General features: G+C 41.3%; 16 protein-coding genes. 9 read left to right on the top strand and 7 right to left on the bottom strand.

The features are described from left to right. Nucleotides 1-90: 90 nt before the first annotated feature. Together macA and macB are read left to right on the top strand one after the other, a co-directional pair. Nucleotides 91-1,200 carry a macrolide transporter subunit MacA gene (macA, locus tag AACV00_RS11670; RefSeq protein ID WP_094959750.1) on the top strand — a complete coding sequence of 370 codons (1,110 nt, stop codon included), beginning with the start codon at nt 91-93 and terminating at the stop codon, nt 1,198-1,200. Then, nucleotides 1,200-3,143, top strand: a complete 1,944-nt coding sequence (macB, locus tag AACV00_RS11665; RefSeq protein ID WP_004247615.1) for a macrolide ABC transporter ATP-binding protein/permease MacB — start codon at nt 1,200-1,202, stop codon at nt 3,141-3,143. Before macA ends, macB begins: the two co-directional genes overlap by 1 nt. A 162-nt stretch (nt 3,144-3,305) precedes the next feature. Here macB and cspD read toward each other — a convergent pair whose 3' ends face one another. Next, nucleotides 3,306-3,515, bottom strand: coding sequence for a cold shock domain-containing protein CspD (gene cspD / locus AACV00_RS11660; protein WP_004244557.1), 210 nt, complete (start codon nt 3,513-3,515; stop codon nt 3,306-3,308). Nucleotides 3,516-3,804: 289 nt separating this feature from the next. Here cspD and clpS point away from each other — a divergent pair, with 289 nt between their 5' ends. Beyond that, on the top strand, nt 3,805-4,119 hold the full coding sequence (clpS, locus tag AACV00_RS11655; RefSeq protein WP_004244558.1) for an ATP-dependent Clp protease adapter ClpS: 315 nt from the start codon (nt 3,805-3,807) through the stop codon (nt 4,117-4,119). Nucleotides 4,120-4,149: 30 nt separating this feature from the next. Next, nucleotides 4,150-6,444: an ATP-dependent Clp protease ATP-binding subunit ClpA gene (clpA, locus tag AACV00_RS11650; RefSeq protein ID WP_036894527.1), complete on the top strand. Its 2,295-nt coding sequence runs from the start codon at nt 4,150-4,152 to the stop codon at nt 6,442-6,444. A gap of 119 nt (nt 6,445-6,563) precedes the next feature. On the opposite strand, the gene infA is transcribed toward clpA, so the two are convergent. The 5 genes from infA to trxB form a co-directional block, all read right to left on the bottom strand. Continuing rightward, the gene (infA, locus tag AACV00_RS11645) at nt 6,564-6,782 is read right to left on the bottom strand and encodes a translation initiation factor IF-1 (protein ID WP_004244560.1); all 219 of its coding nucleotides are present in this window, start codon (nt 6,780-6,782) and stop codon (nt 6,564-6,566) included. A 319-nt stretch (nt 6,783-7,101) separates the two neighbouring features. Further along, a complete protein-coding gene (gene aat / locus AACV00_RS11640) occupies nt 7,102-7,794 on the bottom strand; it encodes a leucyl/phenylalanyl-tRNA--protein transferase (protein ID WP_004247616.1) in 693 nt (230 codons plus the stop codon). 1 nt (nt 7,795) lies between these two features. Next, the gene (cydC, locus tag AACV00_RS11635; RefSeq protein WP_004244562.1) at nt 7,796-9,547 is read right to left on the bottom strand and encodes a heme ABC transporter ATP-binding protein/permease CydC; all 1,752 of its coding nucleotides are present in this window, start codon (nt 9,545-9,547) and stop codon (nt 7,796-7,798) included. A gap of 2 nt (nt 9,548-9,549) precedes the next feature. Beyond that, on the bottom strand, nt 9,550-11,319 hold the full coding sequence (gene cydD, locus AACV00_RS11630) for a heme ABC transporter permease/ATP-binding protein CydD (protein WP_036908219.1): 1,770 nt from the start codon (nt 11,317-11,319) through the stop codon (nt 9,550-9,552). A 138-nt stretch (nt 11,320-11,457) separates the two neighbouring features. After that, a complete protein-coding gene (gene trxB, locus AACV00_RS11625; RefSeq protein ID WP_004247618.1) occupies nt 11,458-12,417 on the bottom strand; it encodes a thioredoxin-disulfide reductase in 960 nt (319 codons plus the stop codon). A 542-nt stretch (nt 12,418-12,959) separates the two neighbouring features. Here trxB and lrp point away from each other — a divergent pair. The 5 genes from lrp to serS all read left to right on the top strand — a co-directional run bounded on the left by lrp (nt 12,960) and on the right by serS (nt 20,913). Further along, nucleotides 12,960-13,454: a leucine-responsive transcriptional regulator Lrp gene (lrp, locus tag AACV00_RS11620; RefSeq protein WP_004244566.1), complete on the top strand. Its 495-nt coding sequence runs from the start codon at nt 12,960-12,962 to the stop codon at nt 13,452-13,454. Nucleotides 13,455-13,560: 106 nt separating this feature from the next. After that, nucleotides 13,561-17,412, top strand: a complete 3,852-nt coding sequence (locus AACV00_RS11615; protein ID WP_442956593.1) for a DNA translocase FtsK 4TM domain-containing protein — start codon at nt 13,561-13,563, stop codon at nt 17,410-17,412. A gap of 112 nt (nt 17,413-17,524) precedes the next feature. After that, nucleotides 17,525-18,130, top strand: a complete 606-nt coding sequence (gene lolA, locus AACV00_RS11610; protein WP_004244569.1) for an outer membrane lipoprotein chaperone LolA — start codon at nt 17,525-17,527, stop codon at nt 18,128-18,130. A gap of 10 nt (nt 18,131-18,140) precedes the next feature. Next, complete coding sequence (locus tag AACV00_RS11605; protein ID WP_012367706.1) at nt 18,141-19,490, top strand: replication-associated recombination protein A; 1,350 nt, start codon at nt 18,141-18,143, stop codon at nt 19,488-19,490. A 133-nt stretch (nt 19,491-19,623) separates the two neighbouring features. Next, a complete protein-coding gene (gene serS, locus AACV00_RS11600; RefSeq protein WP_004244571.1) occupies nt 19,624-20,913 on the top strand; it encodes a serine--tRNA ligase in 1,290 nt (429 codons plus the stop codon). Between the two features lie 179 nt (nt 20,914-21,092). Here serS and AACV00_RS11595 read toward each other — a convergent pair whose 3' ends face one another. After that, nucleotides 21,093-21,425 (bottom strand): hypothetical protein, encoded by a 333-nt coding sequence (locus AACV00_RS11595; RefSeq protein ID WP_104459800.1) that lies wholly within the window; start codon nt 21,423-21,425, stop codon nt 21,093-21,095. Nucleotides 21,426-21,812 lie beyond the last annotated feature (387 nt).

Below are 21,812 nucleotides of genomic sequence, written 5' to 3'. Positions count from 1 at the left end.
TTATTATCGAAAAAGTTAAGGGTGATTTTAGGTTATTACCAACAGGACTTTATTTTTTATTTCACTCTTATTGTATAAGAAGGATATTTCATGGCTTTTTTCCTAACTAAAAAGCAAGGGAAGATTATAGCTGCTATTTTGATTTTTATTGCCATAGGCTTATTTTTTTTCTGGCCGAAAGAGCATTTACCTAGTTATCAAACACAAAAAATTACTCGTGGGGAGCTTTCCAAAGAAGTCACAGCAACGGGCAAATTAGATGCGGTACGCAAAGTCGATGTTGGTGCGCAGGTGAGTGGTCAGCTACAAACCTTATATGTAAAAGAAGGGGATATAGTAAAAAAAGGCGATCTGTTGGCGATTATTGATCCGAAAAAAGCACAAAATGAGGTCGCGGAATCTCAAGAAACTAATAATGAACTGACGGCTAATTTACAGCAAGCTAAAGCCGAATTACGTTTGGCGCAATTGACTTATCAACGTCAATTAAAGCTGATTGGCACACATGTTATAGCCCAAGAAGAGCTTGATCGCACTAAAACAGACGTTGAAGTCAAAAAAGCGCGAGTGGCGACTTATGAAGCACAAATTAGAAAAAATCAGGCAACACTGGATACCGCAAGAACTAATTTGCAATATACCCGTATTACTGCGCCGATGGATGGTGTGGTCACTTTTATCAAAACCCTTGAAGGGCAGACAGTCATTGCAGCTCAAGAAGCACCAACCATATTAACATTAGCTGATTTAGATACCATGTTAGTAAAAGCCGAAGTTTCTGAGGCGGATGTTATCTATTTAAAACCCGATCTTAAAGCCTCTTTTACTGTGTTAGGAGCACCAGACAAAGCCTTCAATGGTAAGTTAAAAGATATTTTACCTACACCTGAAAAAATCAATGATGCGATTTTTTACTATGCACGTTTTGAAGTCCCCAATGAACAACATTTGTTGCGTTTACAAATGACAGCACAAGTTAAAATTCTCCTTGAGCATAAAAAAGATATTCTCTTAGTGCCATTGTCAGCATTAGGGGAAGATGTAGGCATAAATGAATATCAAGTAGAGGTTCTCGTCAATGGGCAGCCTGAAAAACGCGTAGTTAAAATCGGTATTCGTACAGATGTTTATGCAGAAGTCATTAGTGGATTAAATGAAAATGATGACGTGATCCTCGGTGAGATTGCAGGAGAGTCATAATGTCTGCATTACTAGAGCTCAACAACGTAAGCCGTTTATATACCAATGGTGAAGAAGACACGGTGGTACTAGATCAGATTTCACTGACGATTAATGCTGGGGAAATGGTCGCGATTATTGGTGCATCAGGCTCAGGGAAATCAACGCTAATGAACATATTAGGTTGCCTAGATAAGCCAAGCAGCGGTGAATATAAAGTGGCTGGGCAATGTGTGGCAGATATGGAAAGTGACCAACTGGCTGCGCTACGTCGCGAACATTTTGGCTTTATTTTTCAACGCTACCATTTGATGGCGCATTTAACTGCTGAGCAAAATGTGGAGATCCCCGCCATATATGCAGGTAAAAGTACAGAGCAAAGAAAAGAGCGCGCTCGTGCGCTATTAACTCGCCTTGGTTTAGCAGAGCGTATTCACTATCGGCCAAGTCAGCTTTCCGGAGGTCAACAGCAAAGAGTCAGTATTGCCCGCGCATTAATGAATGGCGGAGAAGTGATCCTCGCCGATGAGCCAACGGGGGCATTAGATAGCCAATCGGGTAAAGAGGTAATGGCTATCTTAAAGCAATTAAATCAACAAGGGCATACGGTGATTATTGTCACTCACGATCCATTAATTGCCCAACAAGCCGATCGTATTATTGAAATTAAAGATGGTCAAATTATTAGCGATAATAATAATCACCATTCTGTACCAGTGAAAAAGGCACCACCTGCGATCCAAACCGCCTCTTATTTTCATCAAGTCATTGGGCGTTTTACGCAGGCATTAAATATGGCTTGGCGAGCAATGGTGGTGAATAAAATTCGTACCTTGCTGACAATGTTGGGGATCATTATTGGCATTGCCTCTGTTGTCACCATTATTGTTATTGGTGATGCTGCCAAAGATAGGGTCTTAGCAGATATAAAAGCGATTGGCGCCAATACCATTGATATCTATCCGGGTAAGGAGCTTGGTAGTGATTCACCAGAAGATAAACAATCCTTAACCATTCAAGATGTTGATGCGTTAAAACAGCAATCTTATATACAATCAGTGACACCACAGATTTACTTTAGCTCTCGATTACGTCGTGGTAATCAAGATGCGCCGGCAACAGTTTCTGGTGTTAACGAGGATTATTTTTCAGTGTATGCGTTGAAATTTGCACAGGGGAGCACTTTTACGCCTGATATGATCCATCGCCAAGCGCAAGTAGTCGTTATTGATGAAAATACTCGTCATCGTTTTTTCCCGAATAAACAAGCGGTGATTGGCGAGCAAATTATTATTCGTAATATTCCTTCTACTATCATAGGTGTGGTTGCAGAGCAAAAATCCACTTTTGGTGATAATAAGTCATTACGTGTCTGGGTGCCTTACAGTACGCTAAGTAGTCGAATTTATAATCGTAGTTATTTAGATAACATCACAGTAAAAGTAAAAGAGGGCTATGATGCGAGTGTTGCTGAGCAACAAATTCTCCGCTTATTAACGATCCGGCATGGTAAAAAAGATATTTTTACTTATAACATTGATAGCTTTATTAAGGCGGCTGAAAAAACCACGCAAACTATGCAACTGTTTTTAACCTTGGTAGCGGTTATTTCGCTGGTGGTAGGCGGGATCGGCGTGATGAATATCATGTTGGTTTCTGTTACGGAAAGGACTCGGGAAATTGGTATTCGTATGGCGGTAGGCGCACGAGCCAGTGATGTTATGCAACAATTTTTAATTGAGTCAGTACTGGTGTGTTTGGTGGGAGGATTATTAGGTATTAGCCTTTCATTTGCGATTGCTATGTTTGCCAGCATGATGCTACCCAATTGGCATTTTGTGTTCCAGCCCACGGCACTGATAAGTGCTTTTGCTTGCTCTACAGCAATTGGGGTTATTTTTGGTTTTTTACCGGCGAGAAATGCGGCCAAAATGAACCCTATTGATGCCTTAGCGAGAGAGTAAAATAGCGGTAGTCTATAAAAGATCAAAAGCCCTATCTTTCAAAAGATAAGGGCTTTTATTGGTATGATAATGTGAGCGTCATTTTCTGTTTAAAGTGTGAAAATGGACGAAATAAGGGGCGAGAGCGGATAAAATATTATCCACATCATACTTACTTAACCATTATTCGATAATAGGAATGATAAGATCAGCATGATCCCCTTTAGGTCCTTTTATTGTGCTATAATTAACTTTCTGACCCGCTTTCAGTGTGCGGTAGCCTTCCATTCTTATTGATGAATAATGGGCAAAAATATCTTCGCCACCTGCGGCAGGGGTAATGAAACCAAAACCCTTAGCGTTGTTAAACCACTTAACTGTACCTGTCTCCATACTTAGCTTCTCTCATATACTTGTCTTTATTTACTTAACATTACTTTCAGTATATTTACTGAGCTGTTCATAAAACATACTCTAATTAATTGTTTCAATCGTCAAGGGGGAGATGAGCAAGAAAATGTTCCGAGTAGGTGAAACTTTGATGTAGCTAACGCTTTGTTATTTATTTTGGTAGAAAAAGAGTTAATAAAAAACCGTTGATAGGCAGACTTTCCTATGAGATGGTAAACTGAATGTCATAGTGAGTCGTGACGTTTAACAAACCAATGAGTAACACATAACAATGGGTCAGTTTGATTTTTTAACAGAAACCACACTAGGGGAGAAGGTCTCTCAGTTAAATGAGCCACCTGCGATGTATAAGGTGATCTTGAATAATGATGATTACACCCCCATGGATTTTGTTGTAGAAGTATTAACAATGTATTTTTTTCTTAACGAAGAAAAAGCCACACAAATTATGTTGGACGTTCATCATAAAGGGAAGGGAGTGTGTGGTGTCTATAGTGCGGATATCGCTGAAACTAAAGTTGCACAAGTGAATCAATACGCCAGAGAGAATGGCCATCCACTTTTGTGTACACTGGAAAAAGCGTAGTCCGGTGAGTCTTTTAAGGAGGAGGTGCTTATGCTTAATCACGAATTAGAGCTTAGTCTTAACATTGCATTCGCGAAAGCCCGTGATAACAGACACGAATTTATGACTGTAGAGCACCTGTTGCTGGCGCTATTAAGTAACAAATCGGCGCGTGAAGCATTGGAAGCTTGTAAAGTCGATTTAGCAGTCTTACGCGAAGAGCTTGAAATCTTTATTCGTAAAACGACACCTATTTTACCCGAGCATGTCGATAGAGAAACACAGCCAACCTTGAGTTTTCAACGTGTATTACAACGTGCTGTGTTCCATGTGCAATCTTCAGGTAAAAATGAAGTTTCCGGTGCCAATGTGCTAGTGGCGATTTTTAGTGAGCAAGAGTCTCACGCCGCTTATCTACTACGTAAACATGATGTTAGCCGTCTTGATGTGGTTAATTTTATCTCTCATGGCATTTTAAAAGATGATCAACAAAACAGTGATGATCAGTCTGATATGGGCGATATAAATGCACAATCTCAACAAGAGATGCCACAAGGCGATGATCGCATGGATAATTTTACCACTAACTTAAACCAGTTGGCGCGTCAGGGTAAAATTGATCCACTTATCGGCCGTCAAGCGGAATTAGAAAGAACGATACAAGTCTTATGTCGTCGACGTAAAAATAATCCATTACTGGTCGGTGAATCGGGTGTCGGTAAAACGGCAATTGCAGAAGGGCTTGCATGGCGTATTGAACAAAATGATGTGCCTGATGTGATGAAAGGCTGTACGCTCTATTCTCTTGATATTGGATCTTTATTAGCAGGAACCAAATATCGTGGTGATTTCGAAAAACGCTTTAAAGCGTTATTGAAAACACTTGAAAAAGATGAAAAAAGTATCTTATTTATCGATGAAATTCATACCATCATTGGTGCTGGTGCCGCCTCTGGTGGACAAGTTGATGCCGCTAACTTAATTAAACCACTATTATCAAGTGGTCGTATTCGTGTGATTGGTTCAACCACTTATCAAGAATTTAGTCAGATCTTTGAAAAAGATCGCGCCTTGGCTCGTCGTTTCCAAAAAATTGATGTAATTGAGCCTTCGGCAGATGAAACCGTATTAATTATTAAGGGATTGCGTCAGAAGTATGAAGCACATCACGATGTGCGTTATACCAATAAGGCAATTCAGGCAGCTGTTGATTTATCGGTTAAATACATTACTGATAGACACCTTCCTGATAAAGCCATTGATGTTATTGATGAAGCCGGTGCGAAAACCCGTTTAATTGCACCAAGTAAACGTAAAAAGACGATTAATGTCTCTGATATTGAATCGGTAGTAGCAAAAATTGCCCGTATTCCAGAAAAAACGGTTTCTAGCAGTGATAAGTCAATGCTAAAAAATCTGGATAACCAATTAAAAATGTTGGTGTTCGGTCAAGATCAAGCTATTCATGCCTTGGCTGAATCTATCAAAATGAGCCGAGCAGGTTTAGGGCAAGAGAATAAGCCGGTTGGCTCTTTCTTATTCGCCGGACCAACTGGGGTGGGTAAAACAGAAGTAACGGTCCAGTTGGCGAAAGCGCTTAATATTAAGCTACTGCGCTTTGATATGTCTGAATATATGGAACGACATACGGTAAGCCGTTTAATAGGGGCACCTCCTGGTTATGTTGGTTTTGATCAAGGTGGATTACTCACAGATGCGGTGATTAAAAACCCTTATTCTGTAGTGTTACTTGATGAGATTGAAAAAGCACATCCTGATGTGTTTAACATTCTGCTACAAGTGATGGATAACGGAACACTTACTGATAATAATGGCCGTAAAGCTGATTTTCGTAATGTGATTTTGGTGATGACAACCAATGCGGGTGTTCATGAAACGCAACGTAAATCGATAGGGTTTACTGAACAAGATCATAGCACTGATGCCATGGTTGAAATCAAAAAAGCGTTTTCCCCAGAGTTTCGTAACCGTTTAGATAGCATTATTTGGTTTAATGCGCTATCAGCCGATATTATTGCTATGGTGGTCGATAAATTTATTGTCGAGTTACAAGCTCAATTGGATGATAAAGGGGTATCGCTAGAGGTAAGTCAAGAAGCTCGCCAATGGTTAAGTGATAAAGGTTACGATAAAGCAATGGGAGCAAGACCTATGGCTCGCGTAATTCAAGAAAATCTGAAAAAACCATTAGCCAATGAAATTCTGTTTGGCTCGTTAGTTAATGGTGGCTCGGTTTCTGTGACCTTAAATGACCAAGAAAATAAATTACAGTACCAATTTACTAGCCAAGAAAAATTGGCTAAAAAAGAAGATACCGTTATTTAATAATAGCGGTTTATCTTAGGCTAAAAAGCAGACACCACAGGTCAGCATCAATTCATGCTTTGCCTGTGGTGTTTTTTTTCACCCGAAATGATGATATTGCGGGAGAGAATGGATTGGGATCAACGGCTACGGAAGATGATACGGCCTTTGCTCAGGTCATATGGGGTCAGCTCAACGGTAACCTTGTCGCCTGTCAGGATACGAATATAGTTTTTACGCATTTTTCCTGAAATATGAGCGGTAACGACGTGTCCGTTTTCTAATTCTACACGGAACATCGTGTTTGGCAGAGTATCCAGTACAGTGCCTTGCATTTCAATGTTGTCTTCTTTGGCCATCTAATCCTCTAAGTTTTAATAACCATATTTTTTAAACGGCAAGATAATGCCGAAAATATTGTCCTATGTAAAGGAATGTTATTGGTTAACAAAGATGTTTGCTTTGCTAACAAGTTAATATTCCTTACCGTTACTTGTGTTTTAGTTGCTGAAAAACAAGGTTAATAACACAAGTCATAATTCTTTATTGTGCGGTATTTATTGCAATAAAATAACAACATCCAAACCACACTTTGGATGTGCAAGATGAATTTTTGTATAGACCACAGCAGTGAAATTCTATTTAAAATCTGATGGGCTTTACAAAAACGAGTGGTGATTATAATTCCAACGATTGCTGATACCAACACTTTTTATCAATAATCACCTTTTTCCAACGAGATAGCGCCTCTAAATAGCGATCTCTGGCAATTTCTATCGCACCTAATGCTGCCGTATGAGAGTTTAACACTTGGCAATCAAATAGTTGACCCCCATAACGCAGAAAATGGTTATAAAAAGCAACAAAGGCACATTTAGAAGCATTATTTCGACGACTAAACATTGATTCACCGCAGAAAACGGCACCAACGTTAACCCCATATAAACCACCGACCAATTCGTCGCCCTCCCAAACTTCTACAGAATGGGCTTCTCCTTGTTGGTGCAATGCCCGATAGCCGGTTTTTATATCAGGGCCTATCCAAGTTCCCTCATCACGTACACTACAGGCCTCAATGACATCAGAGAATGCCTGATTTAAGGTGATGGTATAAGGCGCTTGGCGTAAAAACTTACGTAACGTACGACCAATATGCAATGTTCCTGCGGGTAAGACGGCTCGGGGATCGGGTGACCACCATAACGGCGTTTCATGGGGGGTATACCAAGGGAAAATCCCCGTTTGATAAGCCTCTTTCAAACGAGCAGGGGAAATATCGCCACCAATTGCCAATAACCCACTTGGCTCTTTTAAAGCCAAATGGGGGGCAGGAAAAGTCACATCGTGTTCATCTAATTGAAACAACGGCATATTACGCCTCATCATGTGGCATTAACAATGCTTGTCTTTGATGAAATTTAGCATACTGACCTTGCTGTTGTAATAACTGACGATGCGTGCCGGTTTCGACAATATGACCGCCATCCATCACACAAATTTTATCCATTTTATCTAACCCAGAAAGTCGGTGGGTGATCATTAATACCGCTTTTCCTTGGCAATGTTGCTGTAATAGCGCGAGGATCTGTTGCTCTGTGTCTGCATCAAGACCTTCTGTTGGCTCATCAAGTAAAATAAGTGGTGCATTATGGAGTATGGCTCTTGCCAGCCCTAAACGTCGTTGTTCGCCTCCAGAAAGCTGTCTTCCACCATCACCCATCCATGCATTTAAACCTTCATCATTTTCGACCAGTTGTTCAAGACCAACTTGGCGTAGAACATGAGTAAGCTCTTCATCTGTCGCATCTTCTTTTGCCATAATTAAGTTCTCTCTTAAAGTATGGCTAAAAACATGCACACGTTGAGGTACAACAGACATCATTGAACGCAATGTCGCTTCATCATAATCAGCAAGAGATAAATGATTTAATGTGATCACGCCCTGAGAGGGATCGAACGCGCGATTGACTAATTGTAAGAGTGTTGATTTACCACAACCCGTTTTACCCAGTAATGCCACATGTTGTCCTGCTTCAATGGTGAGATCAACATGATTGATCACAGGCATGGGTTGATTAGGATAGGTAAAGCAGACATCCCGTAGTGTTAATGAGGCGCTCGGTTTTATCTCTCCCCCTTGGGCTGGGAAGGTGACATCGGGTTGTTGCTCAATTAAATGCGTAATACGCGTAGCCGATGTCATGACTTGCCCTAAATGTTGAAATGCGACAGTCACCGGGCCGAGCGATTCAAATGCCGCTAATGCACAGAAAGTAAAGAGAGCGATGAGTGCTTCTGGCATAAAGTGGGCATCAATACCATCGGCAGCTAACCATAAAATCAGTGTGGCGGTTAATCCCGAGGCTAAAATCATTAGCGATTGAGATAAACCAGTTAAGTTAGCTTGTTGTGCTTGACGGCGCAGCCAGCGTGCTTCAAGTTGCGCTAAATTTTGTCTAAAGCGGGGAAGGGCGCCAAAAATTGTTAATTCAGCTTGCCCTTGTAACATACTGGTGAGTACGGTGCGATATTGCCCTCTTAGATCTGTGAGATCACGACCAATGGGCTTTCCGGCATAATAAAATACAAAAGGTAATACCACCAGCAGGGTGAGCATAATACCACCTAGCGTATTTGCTAAGCGAGCATCAATAAGCCCAAGCCCAAACATAATGGTCATGATAACCACAAAGGCGGCAATTATCGGTGAGATCACCCGAATATAAAGGTGATCTAAGGTTTCAACATCAGCTACTAAACGGTTAAGTAATTCACCTTGACGAAAACGGGCGATCCCCCCAGGAGAGAGCGGTAAAATTTTCTTAAAAGTGAAAACACGCAAGTGTGAGAGTACACGAAAGGTGGCATCATGACTGACAAGACGCTCAAAATAACGCCCCGCAGTACGAAATATTGCCGCACCTCGTACCCCAGCGGCGGGTAACATATAGTTAAAACTATAAATGCCCGCAAAACCCGCTAATGACGTGCCCGCTAAGAACCAGCCAGAAAGTGTTAAAAGGCCGATACTGGCTAATAATGTTAAAATTGCCAACAAAATACCCAGTAACAGCATAAACCAGTGACGACGGTATAACGCGAGAAAAGGAAGCAGTACTCTCATGATCAAAGTTCCTCTTTACGATGAGCAAGAAGACGAGCAAAGGCACCATGTTGTTGACTGAGTGACTGATAAGTCCCAGTTTCAATGACTTGCCCTTTTTCCATTACCCAAATCTGATCATATTCCATCGTTTCTTCTAATAAGTGGGTAATTAACAGCGTCGTTTGATGTAATGAAGCTTCATTAAGCGCTTGCATAACGCGCTGTTCACTGTGAGAGTCTAAACTTGCTGCTGGCTCATCTAATAATAAAAAGTGACAAGGTGATAACAGGGCGCGAGCTACCGCAATACGTTGGGCTTGACCAACAGAAAGACGGGCAGCATTATCACCAATAATGGTGTTTAAACCATCCGGTAATTCGTTAATAAAATCACTTACATAAGCTTTTTCAATAGCTTGATTTATCTTCGCTTCACTGGCGTTCGGATCACTTAAACGAATATTATCCAGCAGGGTTTGCTCTGGTAAGTTAGGGTTTTGTCCCACCCAGCTGATACATTGTCGCCATGCCTGTGGAGAGAGTTGAGTTAACTCAACACCATTGACGGTTAACGAGCCACGATAAGGTAAAAAACCTAACAATACATTAAGTAATGAGCTCTTGCCTGCGCCACTTTGCCCGACCAGTGCAATACGCTGTTTGGGATGAATGGTAAAGTTAAGAGGGCCTGCCAGTTTGGCTCCTTGATGTGACAAAATTTCTAATTGTTGGGCAACTATTTCAATACCTTGGTCGGTATTAATAGTTTGATTACCCGTAGGTTGGGGCTGTTCACCTTCGGCTTCTAAAAACTCAACCAAGGAGCCAGCTGCACCTACCGCCTGTGCTTTAGCATGATAATAGGTGCCTAAGTCGCGTAATGGTTGGAAAAACTCAGGGGCAAGGATCAGGGCTAAAAAACCAGAAAATAACGTCACGCCTAACCCATAATCACCAAAGCTCAATTCTCCAAGATAGGAAAAACCAAAATAGACCGCGACGACCGCAATGGATACGGCGGTAAAGAATTCTAATACGCCAGAAGAGAGAAATGCCATACGTAGCACTTCCATGGTTCGCTTACGAAAGTCTTCCGTTGCATCCGTTATCTGTTTTACTTCTGCATCACCACGGTTGAATAGGCGCAATGTATCCAAACCACGTAATCTATCAAGGAAGTTGCCACTTAAGCGACCTAAGGCAAGAAAATTACGCCGGTTAGCATCTGCTGCGCCTAAGCCAACTAACGCCATAAATAAAGGAATAAGAGGGGCTGTGACAAAAAGAATTAATCCTGCGGCCCAATTAATAGGAAAAATGGTAATAAGAATAAGCAAAGGTACAATAGAGGCGAGATACATTTGCGGTAGATAACGCGCATAGTAATCTTGCATATCTTCTATTTGTTCTAGAATAATCGTTGCCCAACTTCCTGCGGGCTTGCCTTTGACCCATACAGGGCCTAGCGCTTCAAGTCTATCAAGTACTATTTTGCGAATTTGCTGTCTGACCGCCATACCACAGCGATAGCCTACACGTTCGCGTATCGCCATCACGACAGCGCGTAAAATAAAGATGCTGATAAGGATAAGGAAAGTAGTCGTATGTGTATCACGACTTAGCCCATCCATAATGAACGCTTGTAGTAGAATGGCTAATAACCATGCTTGCGCAATAATTAATAAACCACTGACTACCCCTAAAATCATTGATAGCCGTAACCAACGGCGGGCTGGAGCACTTTGCTGTTTCAGCCATCGAACCAATTCATTTTGTTTAGTTTTATCCATGAGAAAAGATTCAAATCTGCAGGTGAGATACAAAGTATCAAAAACGCCAAGAATAATAATTACTCTTTAACGACCAAGCTAGTATGTTACATGGTAAAAGGCGCTACTGAAATAGCGCCTTGAAAGGAAGTGAGGATTTTAGTTAGATTTTAGTGCGTCTAAGTAACGTTCTGCATCTAAAGCAGCCATACAACCTGTACCAGCTGAGGTAATGGCTTGACGATAAATATGATCCATTACATCACCTGCGGCAAAAACACCTTCAATAGATGTTTGGGTAGCATTGCCTTGCGTACCGGATTGAACTTTAATGTAACCGTTATCTAAGGCTAATTGATCTTCAAAAATTGCCGTGTTAGGGCTATGACCAATAGCAATAAAGACGCCCATAACCTCTAGCTCTTCGGTTTTATCACTTTTCGTATCTTTTAAGCGCACTTTAGTGACACCCATATCATCACCTAACACTTCATCTAAGGTACGATCGGTATGCAAAATGATATTGCCATTCTTAACTTTGTCCATTAAACGGTCAATTAAGATTTTTTCAGAGCGGAATGAATCGCGGCGGTGGATTAGGTGCACTTCTGAGGCGATATTTGCTAAATACAGTGCTTCTTCTACGGCAGTATTACCGCCACCGACAACAGCAACTTTCTGGTTACGATAGAAAAAGCCATCACAGGTTGCACAGGCAGAAACACCACGGCCTTTAAATGCTTCTTCAGAAGGTAAACCGATATAACGTGCTGATGCCCCTGTTGCAATGATCAAGGCATCACAAGTATATTCTTGTTCATCACCAAATAGGCGGAAAGGTCGGTTTTTCAGATCGACTTTGTTGATATGGTCAGAGATAATCTCGGTATTAAATTTTTCAGCGTGCTGAAACATGCGATCCATTAAACCAGGACCAGTTAATCCTTCAGGGTCGCCAGGCCAGTTTTCAACTTCAGTTGTGGTAGTGAGCTGTCCTCCTTTTTCAACACCCGTAATCAGCACGGGTTCTAGGTTAGCTCGTGCTGCATAAACTGCTGCAGTATAGCCGGCAGGACCTGAACCTAAAATAATAAGTTTGCTATGTTTGATGGTGCTCATGGATACCTCATCTTTGATTAGGCTTGATGCGAATTGAGCGATTGTAGGAGAAATAAGACGTTAAAAAAAGCCAAGAAAGGGAAATAGCGATAATATTTTAACTATTTTAGCAATAGTTAATAGTAATATAGTTTAATAATTATAGAGTTATATTGCGTTAACATCATCGAATTAACCTGAAATATTTTGCTTTACAATTGCTGTTTATCTTGCATATATAGACAATAACATAGCGCCTTGTTCTGATTTTTGTTCATTTGCTTTGACAATCCGCTGTACATTTGCGAAAACATGACTGTAAAAGATAATTATCCTCAGACGTAATAGGTATTATTTTTAGACAGACAGGGCATAGGATAGTGCTTTTGCAAGATGAATAGATAAAAATTTGGATAAAATGATTGTTTTATCTGGCATTAAATAAAAATAGATTGGTAGTTTGCTCTGACCGTTTGATACCGAGGTCTCAATATGATGCTGAAGGTGTACAGGTATGGGTATAGGAAAATAAAGTAAGAGAAAAAGAGAAAGAGAGTATAGAGATGATTGATAATAAAAAACGTCCGGGTAAAGATCTTGATAGAATAGACCGGAATATTCTAAATGAGCTTCAGAAAGATGGTCGTATCTCAAACGTTGAGCTGTCTAAACGCGTTGGTTTATCACCAACCCCATGTTTAGAGCGTGTACGCCGATTAGAACGCCAAGGATTTATTTCTGGTTATACTGCGCTATTAAACCCCCATTACCTAGATGCATCTCTGTTGGTATTTGTGGAAATCACATTAAACCGTGGTGCACCAGATGTCTTTGAACAATTTAATATGGCTGTTCAAAAACTTGAAGAGATCCAAGAATGTCATTTAGTTTCTGGTGACTTTGACTATCTGTTGAAAACTCGTGTACCTGATATGTCTGCTTATCGTAAATTATTAGGCGAAACGCTATTACGTCTTCCTGGTGTAAACGACACCCGCACTTATGTGGTGATGGAAGAAGTAAAACAAAGCAATCGCCTAGTGATTAAAACACGCTAAGCCTGCTAATAGGTTAGTGCAAAACAGGATAAAGTTAGGTACACTCCTGTTTATGTATACAGTTTCAACGCTGGGTTATCTCAGCGTTGTTCCGTTTAAACCTTAAGTGAAACCTGGAGAGCCCTCTTTGAGCCAGGAATATACAGAAGATAAAAATATTCGTTTTACTAAGATAAGTAACCGCCGTCGTATTTGGGAAGCCCTTCTTATTTTGATAGGCATTGGTGCTATCTTTTTAATGATTTCTTTACTGAGCTTCCATCCAGCCGATCCGAGTTGGTCACAAACCACGTGGAATGAACCTATTCAAAACTTAGGTGGCAATATTGGTGCATGGCTTGCTGATATCCTTTTTTCAGCATTTGGCTTGCTCGCTTATGCAATCCCTATTGTGGTGGTATTTGGTTGCTGGAATGCATTACGTCATCAAAAAAATCGTGAATACACAGATTTTTTCTCCCTTGCATTACGTACAATTGGTGCCTTGGCTCTGGTTCTTACATCTTGTGCGTTAGCTGATCTTAATTTTGATGATATCTACAATTTTAGCTCTGGTGGGGTGATTGGTAGCTTATTTAGCAAGGCATTGCTACCTTGGTTTAATATGCTAGGTGCAACACTGGCGCTACTATCAGTATGGGCGATAGGCTTTACGCTATTTACTGGCTGGTCATGGCTGACGATTACCGAAAAGATTGGTGCGGTTATCTTAGGTGCGGTTGCTTTTATTACTAATCGTGGTCAAAAAGATATTGACTATGATGATTATGAAGAACCCGCCGATCCTATTCAGGCAGATCCCGAGGTGCTGGTGGATAACAACACCCAGCCAGAACATCAACTTTCTGCGCAAATAGAACCAGATAGTGATGATATTCTCTTTTCTGCACCTTCCGCCCTTGAGTTAGCGCGTCAGCAAGAAATGGCGATCACGCCACAACATGATGATATAACTGAAACTTCAGAAGTTGCTAGCGGATCTGCAACCCCAACGATTTCAGCCACAGAGACAGTTATCGCTGAGGCGCACGAGAGCAAAGAGCGGGCAGAGCATATTGTTGATAATCAACAACCGACGCATGCCACAACCCATGATGCAGAAGTAACACCGCCATCCATTATGGCTACTCATGACGCTAGCCCAGTCACTGAGCCTGAACCTGAACACTATCGCTTTGAAATACCATCGGCATTTCTTAAGCAACAAGCGCATTCCTCTGACTCTATGGCAGACAATAGTGTCGTGACAGAAGAAGTACCGACAACCATGCCATTGACGGAAAACAAACCTATTGAGACAAACGAAGCGCCAATTGTCTCGCAAAAAATAGCGGCGGATAATAGCGACCATAGTGCATCATTATTTACGCCATCTGCTACATCAGCTACATCAACAGATAGCAATTCAGCTTCATTAACTCAAACAGCCGCCGGAGTTGCCAGTGTGGCAACAGCAGCAATAGTCAGTCACGGTGCACAAGTTAAACAAGGATTAGGGCCTGAATTACCTCGGCCAAATCCTGTACGATTACCAACGCGTCGAGAGCTTTATGGTATTCGTATCCCATCACAACGTGAGGCGGAATTACGCCGCCGTGAAGAAGCGCTTCAACAAGATCATGAAGACGATTTAGCGGATATACAAGAGCAGGCTAATTTCGAACAATCGTTACGTCAGCAATTTCTTGAGCAACAACGTGAGCGCTATGGTGAGGATACATCAGCAACACAAAATGTTGAGCCAACCATCACGATGTCATCAGCGACATCTAGCTCGCAGTCAACCTATGACGAGTATGACGAGTCTGATAATCAACCTTTCATTGATACCCATACCTTTTCTGCGCAAGAAACAGAAGAGGAGAGTGATGAGTATGAACAACACCTCGCTGAGCAGTTTAAGCAACAACTGCAAGAACGCTACGGTGAGGATGTTTTACAGGATGAAGATGACGAGGTATTGCCATCAGTCACGACTGGAGCATCCGAAACGCCAGCCTCGGCACAAGGGTATCATCCCCATATTCAGCACTCTTTTGCGGCTCAATCTACCCCTATTACTCAACAGACTGATAACAGCACTCTTTATCCTAACAGTGATGCATTCTTACAAGTATCACCTCGTGATGATGAAGAAGAGGAATACACACCGACTATCGAGTTACAAGAAAATCTTGATGCATTAGGCTCGTTATCACCGGTGGATGATTTGTTAGATGAAGAGCCTGCAGAGCCTGTTTTTACGCCGATGGTAACCCCAGCAGAGCCAGTATCTTCTGTATCTTCTGTAGGGCAAACACGTATTGAGCCTCAAGCACAGATGGCTCAACATTTTACACAGCAACAGCAACAGCAACAGCAACAGCAACAGCAACAGCAACAGCAACAGCAACAGCAACAGCAACAGCAACAGCAACAGTCATTAATTCATCCGTTATTAATGCGCAATGATAGGCCGTTACAAAAACCAACAACACCAATGCCATCACTTGACTTATTAACCTCTCCTCCTATGGATGATGAACCTGTTGATATGTTTGAGCTTGAGCGTATTGGTAAGTTAATTGAAGCGCGTTTAAATGACTACCGTGTTAAAGCAAAAGTGGTTGGTATTTCACCGGGCCCGGTGATCACCCGTTTTGAGCTAGAGCTAGCGCCTGGTGTAAAAGCTGCACGTATTTCAAATCTATCCCGCGACTTAGCACGTTCACTTTCCACGACGGCAGTGCGTATTGTTGAAGTTATACCGGGCAAACCTTATGTTGGGCTTGAGTTACCAAACAAAAAACGCCAAACCGTCTATATGCGTGAACTATTAGATAGTGATGCATTCCGTGACAGTCGTTCACCATTAACTGTGGTATTAGGGAAAGATATCGGTGGGCAACCTGTGGTTGCTAACTTGGCTAAAATGCCTCACTTACTGGTTGCAGGTACTACAGGTTCGGGTAAATCTGTTGGGGTGAATGCGATGATCATCAGCATTCTCTATAAAGCGAAGCCAGAAGATGTACGCTTTATTATGATTGACCCGAAAATGTTGGAATTATCGGTTTATGAAGGTATTCCGCATCTGTTAACCGAAGTGGTGACAGATATGAAAGATGCTGCGAGTGCTTTGCGCTGGAGTGTCGCAGAAATGGAACGCCGTTATAAATTAATGTCCGCATTAGGGGTACGTAACCTTGCGGGCTATAACGAAAAAATTAAAGAAGCGGAAGCCATGGGGCGTCCAATTCCAGATCCACTATGGAAACCTTCTGACAGCATGGCACCTGAGTTGCCTATGTTAGAAAAAGAGCCTTATATTGTGGTCATCGTCGATGAGTTTGCTGATCTAATGATGACCGCGGGTAAAAAAGTGGAAGAATTAATTGCTCGCTTAGCACAGAAAGCACGTGCGGCGGGAATTCACTTAGTATTAGCCACTCAGCGCCCTTCAGTGGATATTATTACTGGTTTAATTAAAGCGAACATTCCAAGTCGCATCGCATTTACCGTATCGAGTAAAATCGACTCGCGCACTATTTTAGACCAAGGTGGTGCCGAATCCTTGTTAGGTATGGGTGATATGCTTTATGCCCCTAATGGCTATATGCCAGAGCGTGTACATGGTGCATTTGTCAGCGATGATGAAGTACATGCGGTTGCAACAGACTGGAAAGCACGTGGACGACCTCAATATATTGAAGCCATTACCAAATGTGGTGAAGAAGGCGAAGGTGGCAATGGTGGTGGTTATGATGATGGTGAAGAGCTTGATCCATTATTTGATCAGGCCGTAGAATTTGTGGTTGAAAAACAGCGAGTCTCCATTTCCGGTGTACAGCGTCAATTTAGAATAGGCTATAACCGTGCAGCCAGAATTGTTGAGCAGATGGAGATGCAGGGTATTGTCAGTGCACCTAATCACAATAATACGCGTGATGTATTATCACCACCGCCAGCAGAAATGTAATATCTTGAAAACAGAGTTATCAGCGCTTAAATCAGCATGATAATCTAATAAATATCACTATAACTTATACGCCGACATGATGTCGGCGTAATCTCAGTCAGAGGCGTGTTGAATGAAAAAAGTATTACTCACAGTCTGTGCTATCGCGTTGTTTGGTAGCCAAGCCGCTTGGGCGGATGCTCGTCAAGACTTACAACAACGTCTTAATAAAGTGAATAGCTTTCAGGCTAACTTTAGTCAAACGGTGACCAGTAACGAAGGTGCGTTAATTCAAAAAGGGGAAGGACATTTAAAAGTACAGCGTCCTGATCTGTTTAATTGGCAAATGACGGCACCGGATGAGAGCACACTAATTTCTGATGGTAAAACATTGTGGTTTTATAACCCATTTGTCGAACAAGTGACGGCAACTTGGTTAGAGAGTGCCACAACGAATACCCCTTTTATGTTGATTGCGCGTAATGATAGTAAAGAATGGCAAAATTACGATGTTAAGCAAAATGGTGATCGCTTTGAATTAACCCCTAAAACAGAGAACAATTTAAAGCACTTTTCTATTACCGTTTCACCTAATGGTCAAATCCAACAATTTGCGGCTACAGAGCAAGATGGGCAAGTCAGCCAATACCAATTAACGGCACAAAAGGTCGCCCCCATTGATGCATCAGCGTTCCGCTTTACACCACCCGCGGGTGTGACGGTGGATGACCAACGCTAGTGAGGCTATTTTGAGTAATTTATCACTCGACTTTTCACAAAATGAATTTCAACCTCTGGCCGCGAGAATGCGGCCTGAAACATTAGAACAGTATATTGGGCAGAAGCATTTACTCGCTGAAGGTAAACCGCTACCACGGGCGATAAAAGCAGGCCAATTGCATTCAATGATCTTATGGGGACCTCCGGGCACAGGAAAAACCACATTAGCTGAAATTATCGGGCGCTATGCCCAAGCGGATATAGAAAGACTTTCTGCGGTGACGTCAGGGATCAAAGAGATCAGGGCCGCCATTGACATAGCGCACCAAAATAGAAATGCGGGGCGTAGAACCATCCTATTTGTTGATGAAGTTCATCGTTTTAATAAAAGCCAACAAGACGCTTTTTTGCCACATATTGAAGATGGCACTATCACTTTTATTGGTGCAACAACGGAAAACCCTTCTTTTGAATTAAATTCGGCACTGCTATCACGTGCACGAGTTTACCTGCTACGCTCATTGACAGAAACAGACATTGAACAGGTATTACAGCAAGCATTAGATGATACTGAACGTGGATTAGGTGGGCGTAATATTATTTTACCTGATAATACACGCAAAATGATTGCTGAATTAGTCAATGGCGATGCGCGCCGTTCACTCAACCTGCTTGAAATGATGGCTGATATGGCAGAAGTCGATAGCCAAGGCAAACGAACGCTAACAGCGGAATTACTAAAAGAAATTAGTGGTGAACGTAGCGCCCGTTTTGATAATAAAGGTGATCGATTTTACGATCTTATCTCTGCCTTGCATAAATCAGTACGTGGCTCGGCACCTGATGCTGCACTTTATTGGTATGCTCGTATCATCACTGCGGGGGGAGATCCACTGTATGTTGCTCGTCGCTTACTGGCTATTGCTTCAGAAGATGTTGGTAATGCAGATCCTCGAGCTATGCAAGTTGCCATCGCTGCATGGGATTGCTTTACGCGGGTAGGCCCTGCAGAAGGTGAACGTGCGATAGCACAAGCGATTGTTTATCTTGCTTGTGCGCCGAAAAGTAATGCCGTGTATACCGCTTATAAAGCCGCACTGGCAGATGCGAAAAGTAAACCTGATTATGATGTACCTGCACATTTACGTAACGCGCCAACGCAATTAATGAAAGAGATGGGCTTAGGTGCAGAGTATCGCTATGCTCATGATGAACCTAATGCTTATGCGGCAGGAGAGGTCTATTTTCCTGCTGAAATGGCACAAACGCGTTATTATCACCCTGTTAATCGAGGGTTAGAGATCAAGCTTGCTGAGAAATTAGACTGGCTTTCTCAGCAAGATCAAAATAGTGTGACAAAACGCTATCGCAAATTGTAAAGATGCGGTAAGGTTATTCAATCATTAGTAATTTTTTTAACTACCCCTTATCTCAGGTATCTTCGCGATAGGTAAACAAGAGAATGATAGGAGATAAGGTTTTTATTAATCTATCAATAAGCACAGGATAAGCATGCTCGATCCAAATCTACTGCGTAATGAGCTAGACGCGGTCGCCGAAAAACTGGCTCGCAGGGGGTTTACCCTCGATGTGGAAAAAATTCGTCAACAAGAAGAACGCCGTAAGGTGTTACAGGTTGAAACAGAATCCCTGCAAGCAGAACGTAATTCCCGATCGAAGTCTATTGGTGCTGCTAAAGCGCGTGGTGAAGATATTGAGCCACTTCGTCAGGAAGTTAACCAATTAGGTGAAAAACTTGAAGCGGCAAAAGCGGAATTAGATAAACTGCAAGCCGACATTCGTGACTATGCGTTAACTTTACCGAATCTGCCTCATGACTCTGTGCCTAATGGTAAAGATGACAGCGAGAACGTTGAAGTATTTCGTTGGGGTGAACCAAAGACTTATGACTTTGAATTAAAAGATCACGTTACTCTAGGTGAACTCACAGATGGTTTAGATTTCCCATCTGCCGTGAAAATCACCGGTTCACGTTTTGTTGTGATGAAAGGTCAAATTGCACGTTTACATCGCGCGATCGCCCAGTTCATGCTGAACTTGCATACAGAACAACATGGCTATCAAGAAATGTATGTGCCTTATTTAGTTAACCATGCCACTTTATATGGCACAGGACAGTTACCTAAATTCAGTGGTGATTTATTCCATACCAAACCACTTGAAGAAGAGTCTGAAAGCCAATATGCGCTGATCCCAACAGCAGAAGTACCTGTTACCAATATGGTTAGAGACGTTATTCTCGAAGAAGACGAACTACCATTGCGAATGACTGCACATACGCCATGTTTCCGCTCAGAAGCGGGCTCTTATGGCCGTGATACACGTGGTCTGATCCGTATGCACCAATTTGATAAAGTAGAGTTAGTACAAATTGTACATCCTGAAAAATCAATGGATGCATTAGAAGAGCTAACTGGCCATGCAGAGAAAGTGTTGCAATTGCTCAATCTGCCTTACCGTAAAGTGGTACTTTGTACAGGTGATATGGGCTTTGGCGCACGTAAAACCTATGACTTAGAAGTGTGGGTACCGGCACAAAATACCTACCGTGAAATTTCTTCATGCTCTAACTGCTGGGATTTCCAAGCACGCCGTATGCAAGCACGTTTCCGTGCTAAAGGTGACAAGAAAACTCAACTTGTGCACACTTTAAATGGTTCAGGTTTAGCTGTAGGGCGTACTTTAGTCGCCATTATGGAAAACTATCAAACCGCTGATGGTCGTATTGAAATTCCAGAAGTTTTACGTCCTTATATGAATGGCCTTGAGTATATTGGTTAATAAAAACCTAATTACTCAGTGTTTATAATATTAAAACCCCCTACTAAACAGGGGGTTTTTTAATGGTATAAAGAGCATCAAAAGACTAGTGGTGGTAATTTCTATTAACCTTTTAACCTGAGTATAATTTTATTAATGTTTTATATTCTGGCTATATACTAGCTTCAGTATCTAATACTTCAATGAGGTTGAGATAAGTAAGGCAACAAAGAGAAAAATACTTCTATTTTTCTTTCATTTGTCATATCAACAAAATCGTCCATTGCAATTTCTATAAAATCAATGGTGTTATTATCAATAGTGAATTTATACATTAAATGGCCACTCCAACTGCGATGAACATAAACACAGTTTTCTATACTATATGAAAGCCATTTATCTTCCATACATGCAGGTAACCAGCCGTTTAGTATATTTTTTTTAGCATTTTCAGTTAGGGAATAATTAATATGATGAATCAATGGAGTTTTTTCAAAATACTTTAGGTTCTTTAACATTTCTTTATTTATCATTCTTTATTCCACAAATAATAATTGTTATTACAGACTACCTAAATGGACTTAAATGATCAAAAGAAACATATCATTTTTTCTCTTTGATACAGATGAAGGGTGACATTATTAATAAATAATAGCAGGTGGGTTTTTACTGATGATTTTTTAATAAAAGAGCGTTTTATTGCTCTTAATATTATTTAATAACAGTTATCAGGTGCAGAAAAAACAGATGATTATTAAAAAATTCTTACTAAAATAAGTGAGATTAAATAAAAATATAATGCAATTCGCTATTGGTTAAACTGATCACAGCAGATCATCTCTATACTGCTACATTAAAATTATCGCTCAAGTTAATTTCAATTATCTTATGACGTTTCTATTTATTTAGAACCCTACTAA

Origin of the sequence: Proteus sp. G3927, assembly GCF_963894685.1 — a bacterium.
GTDB classification, from domain to species: domain Bacteria; phylum Pseudomonadota; class Gammaproteobacteria; order Enterobacterales; family Enterobacteriaceae; genus Proteus; species Proteus mirabilis.
This window is presented reverse-complemented; position numbering and strand designations above follow the sequence as displayed.

Bases quoted from the DNA above. Each gene is read 5' to 3' on its own strand.
- macA (WP_094959750.1), top strand. From the start codon at position 91: ATGGCTTTTTTCCTAACTAAAAAGCAAGGGAAGATTATAGCTGCTATT.
- macB (WP_004247615.1), top strand. From the start codon at position 1,200: ATGTCTGCATTACTAGAGCTCAACAACGTAAGCCGTTTATATACCAAT.
- cspD (WP_004244557.1), bottom strand. From the start codon at position 3,515: ATGGAGACAGGTACAGTTAAGTGGTTTAACAACGCTAAGGGTTTTGGT.
- clpS (WP_004244558.1), top strand. From the start codon at position 3,805: ATGGGTCAGTTTGATTTTTTAACAGAAACCACACTAGGGGAGAAGGTC.
- clpA (WP_036894527.1), top strand. From the start codon at position 4,150: ATGCTTAATCACGAATTAGAGCTTAGTCTTAACATTGCATTCGCGAAA.
- infA (WP_004244560.1), bottom strand. From the start codon at position 6,782: ATGGCCAAAGAAGACAACATTGAAATGCAAGGCACTGTACTGGATACT.
- aat (WP_004247616.1), bottom strand. From the start codon at position 7,794: ATGCCGTTGTTTCAATTAGATGAACACGATGTGACTTTTCCTGCCCCC.
- cydC (WP_004244562.1), bottom strand. From the start codon at position 9,547: ATGAGAGTACTGCTTCCTTTTCTCGCGTTATACCGTCGTCACTGGTTT.
- cydD (WP_036908219.1), bottom strand. From the start codon at position 11,319: ATGGATAAAACTAAACAAAATGAATTGGTTCGATGGCTGAAACAGCAA.
- trxB (WP_004247618.1), bottom strand. From the start codon at position 12,417: ATGAGCACCATCAAACATAGCAAACTTATTATTTTAGGTTCAGGTCCT.
- lrp (WP_004244566.1), top strand. From the start codon at position 12,960: ATGATTGATAATAAAAAACGTCCGGGTAAAGATCTTGATAGAATAGAC.
- lolA (WP_004244569.1), top strand. From the start codon at position 17,525: ATGAAAAAAGTATTACTCACAGTCTGTGCTATCGCGTTGTTTGGTAGC.
- serS (WP_004244571.1), top strand. From the start codon at position 19,624: ATGCTCGATCCAAATCTACTGCGTAATGAGCTAGACGCGGTCGCCGAA.
- AACV00_RS11595 (WP_104459800.1), bottom strand. From the start codon at position 21,425: ATGATAAATAAAGAAATGTTAAAGAACCTAAAGTATTTTGAAAAAACT.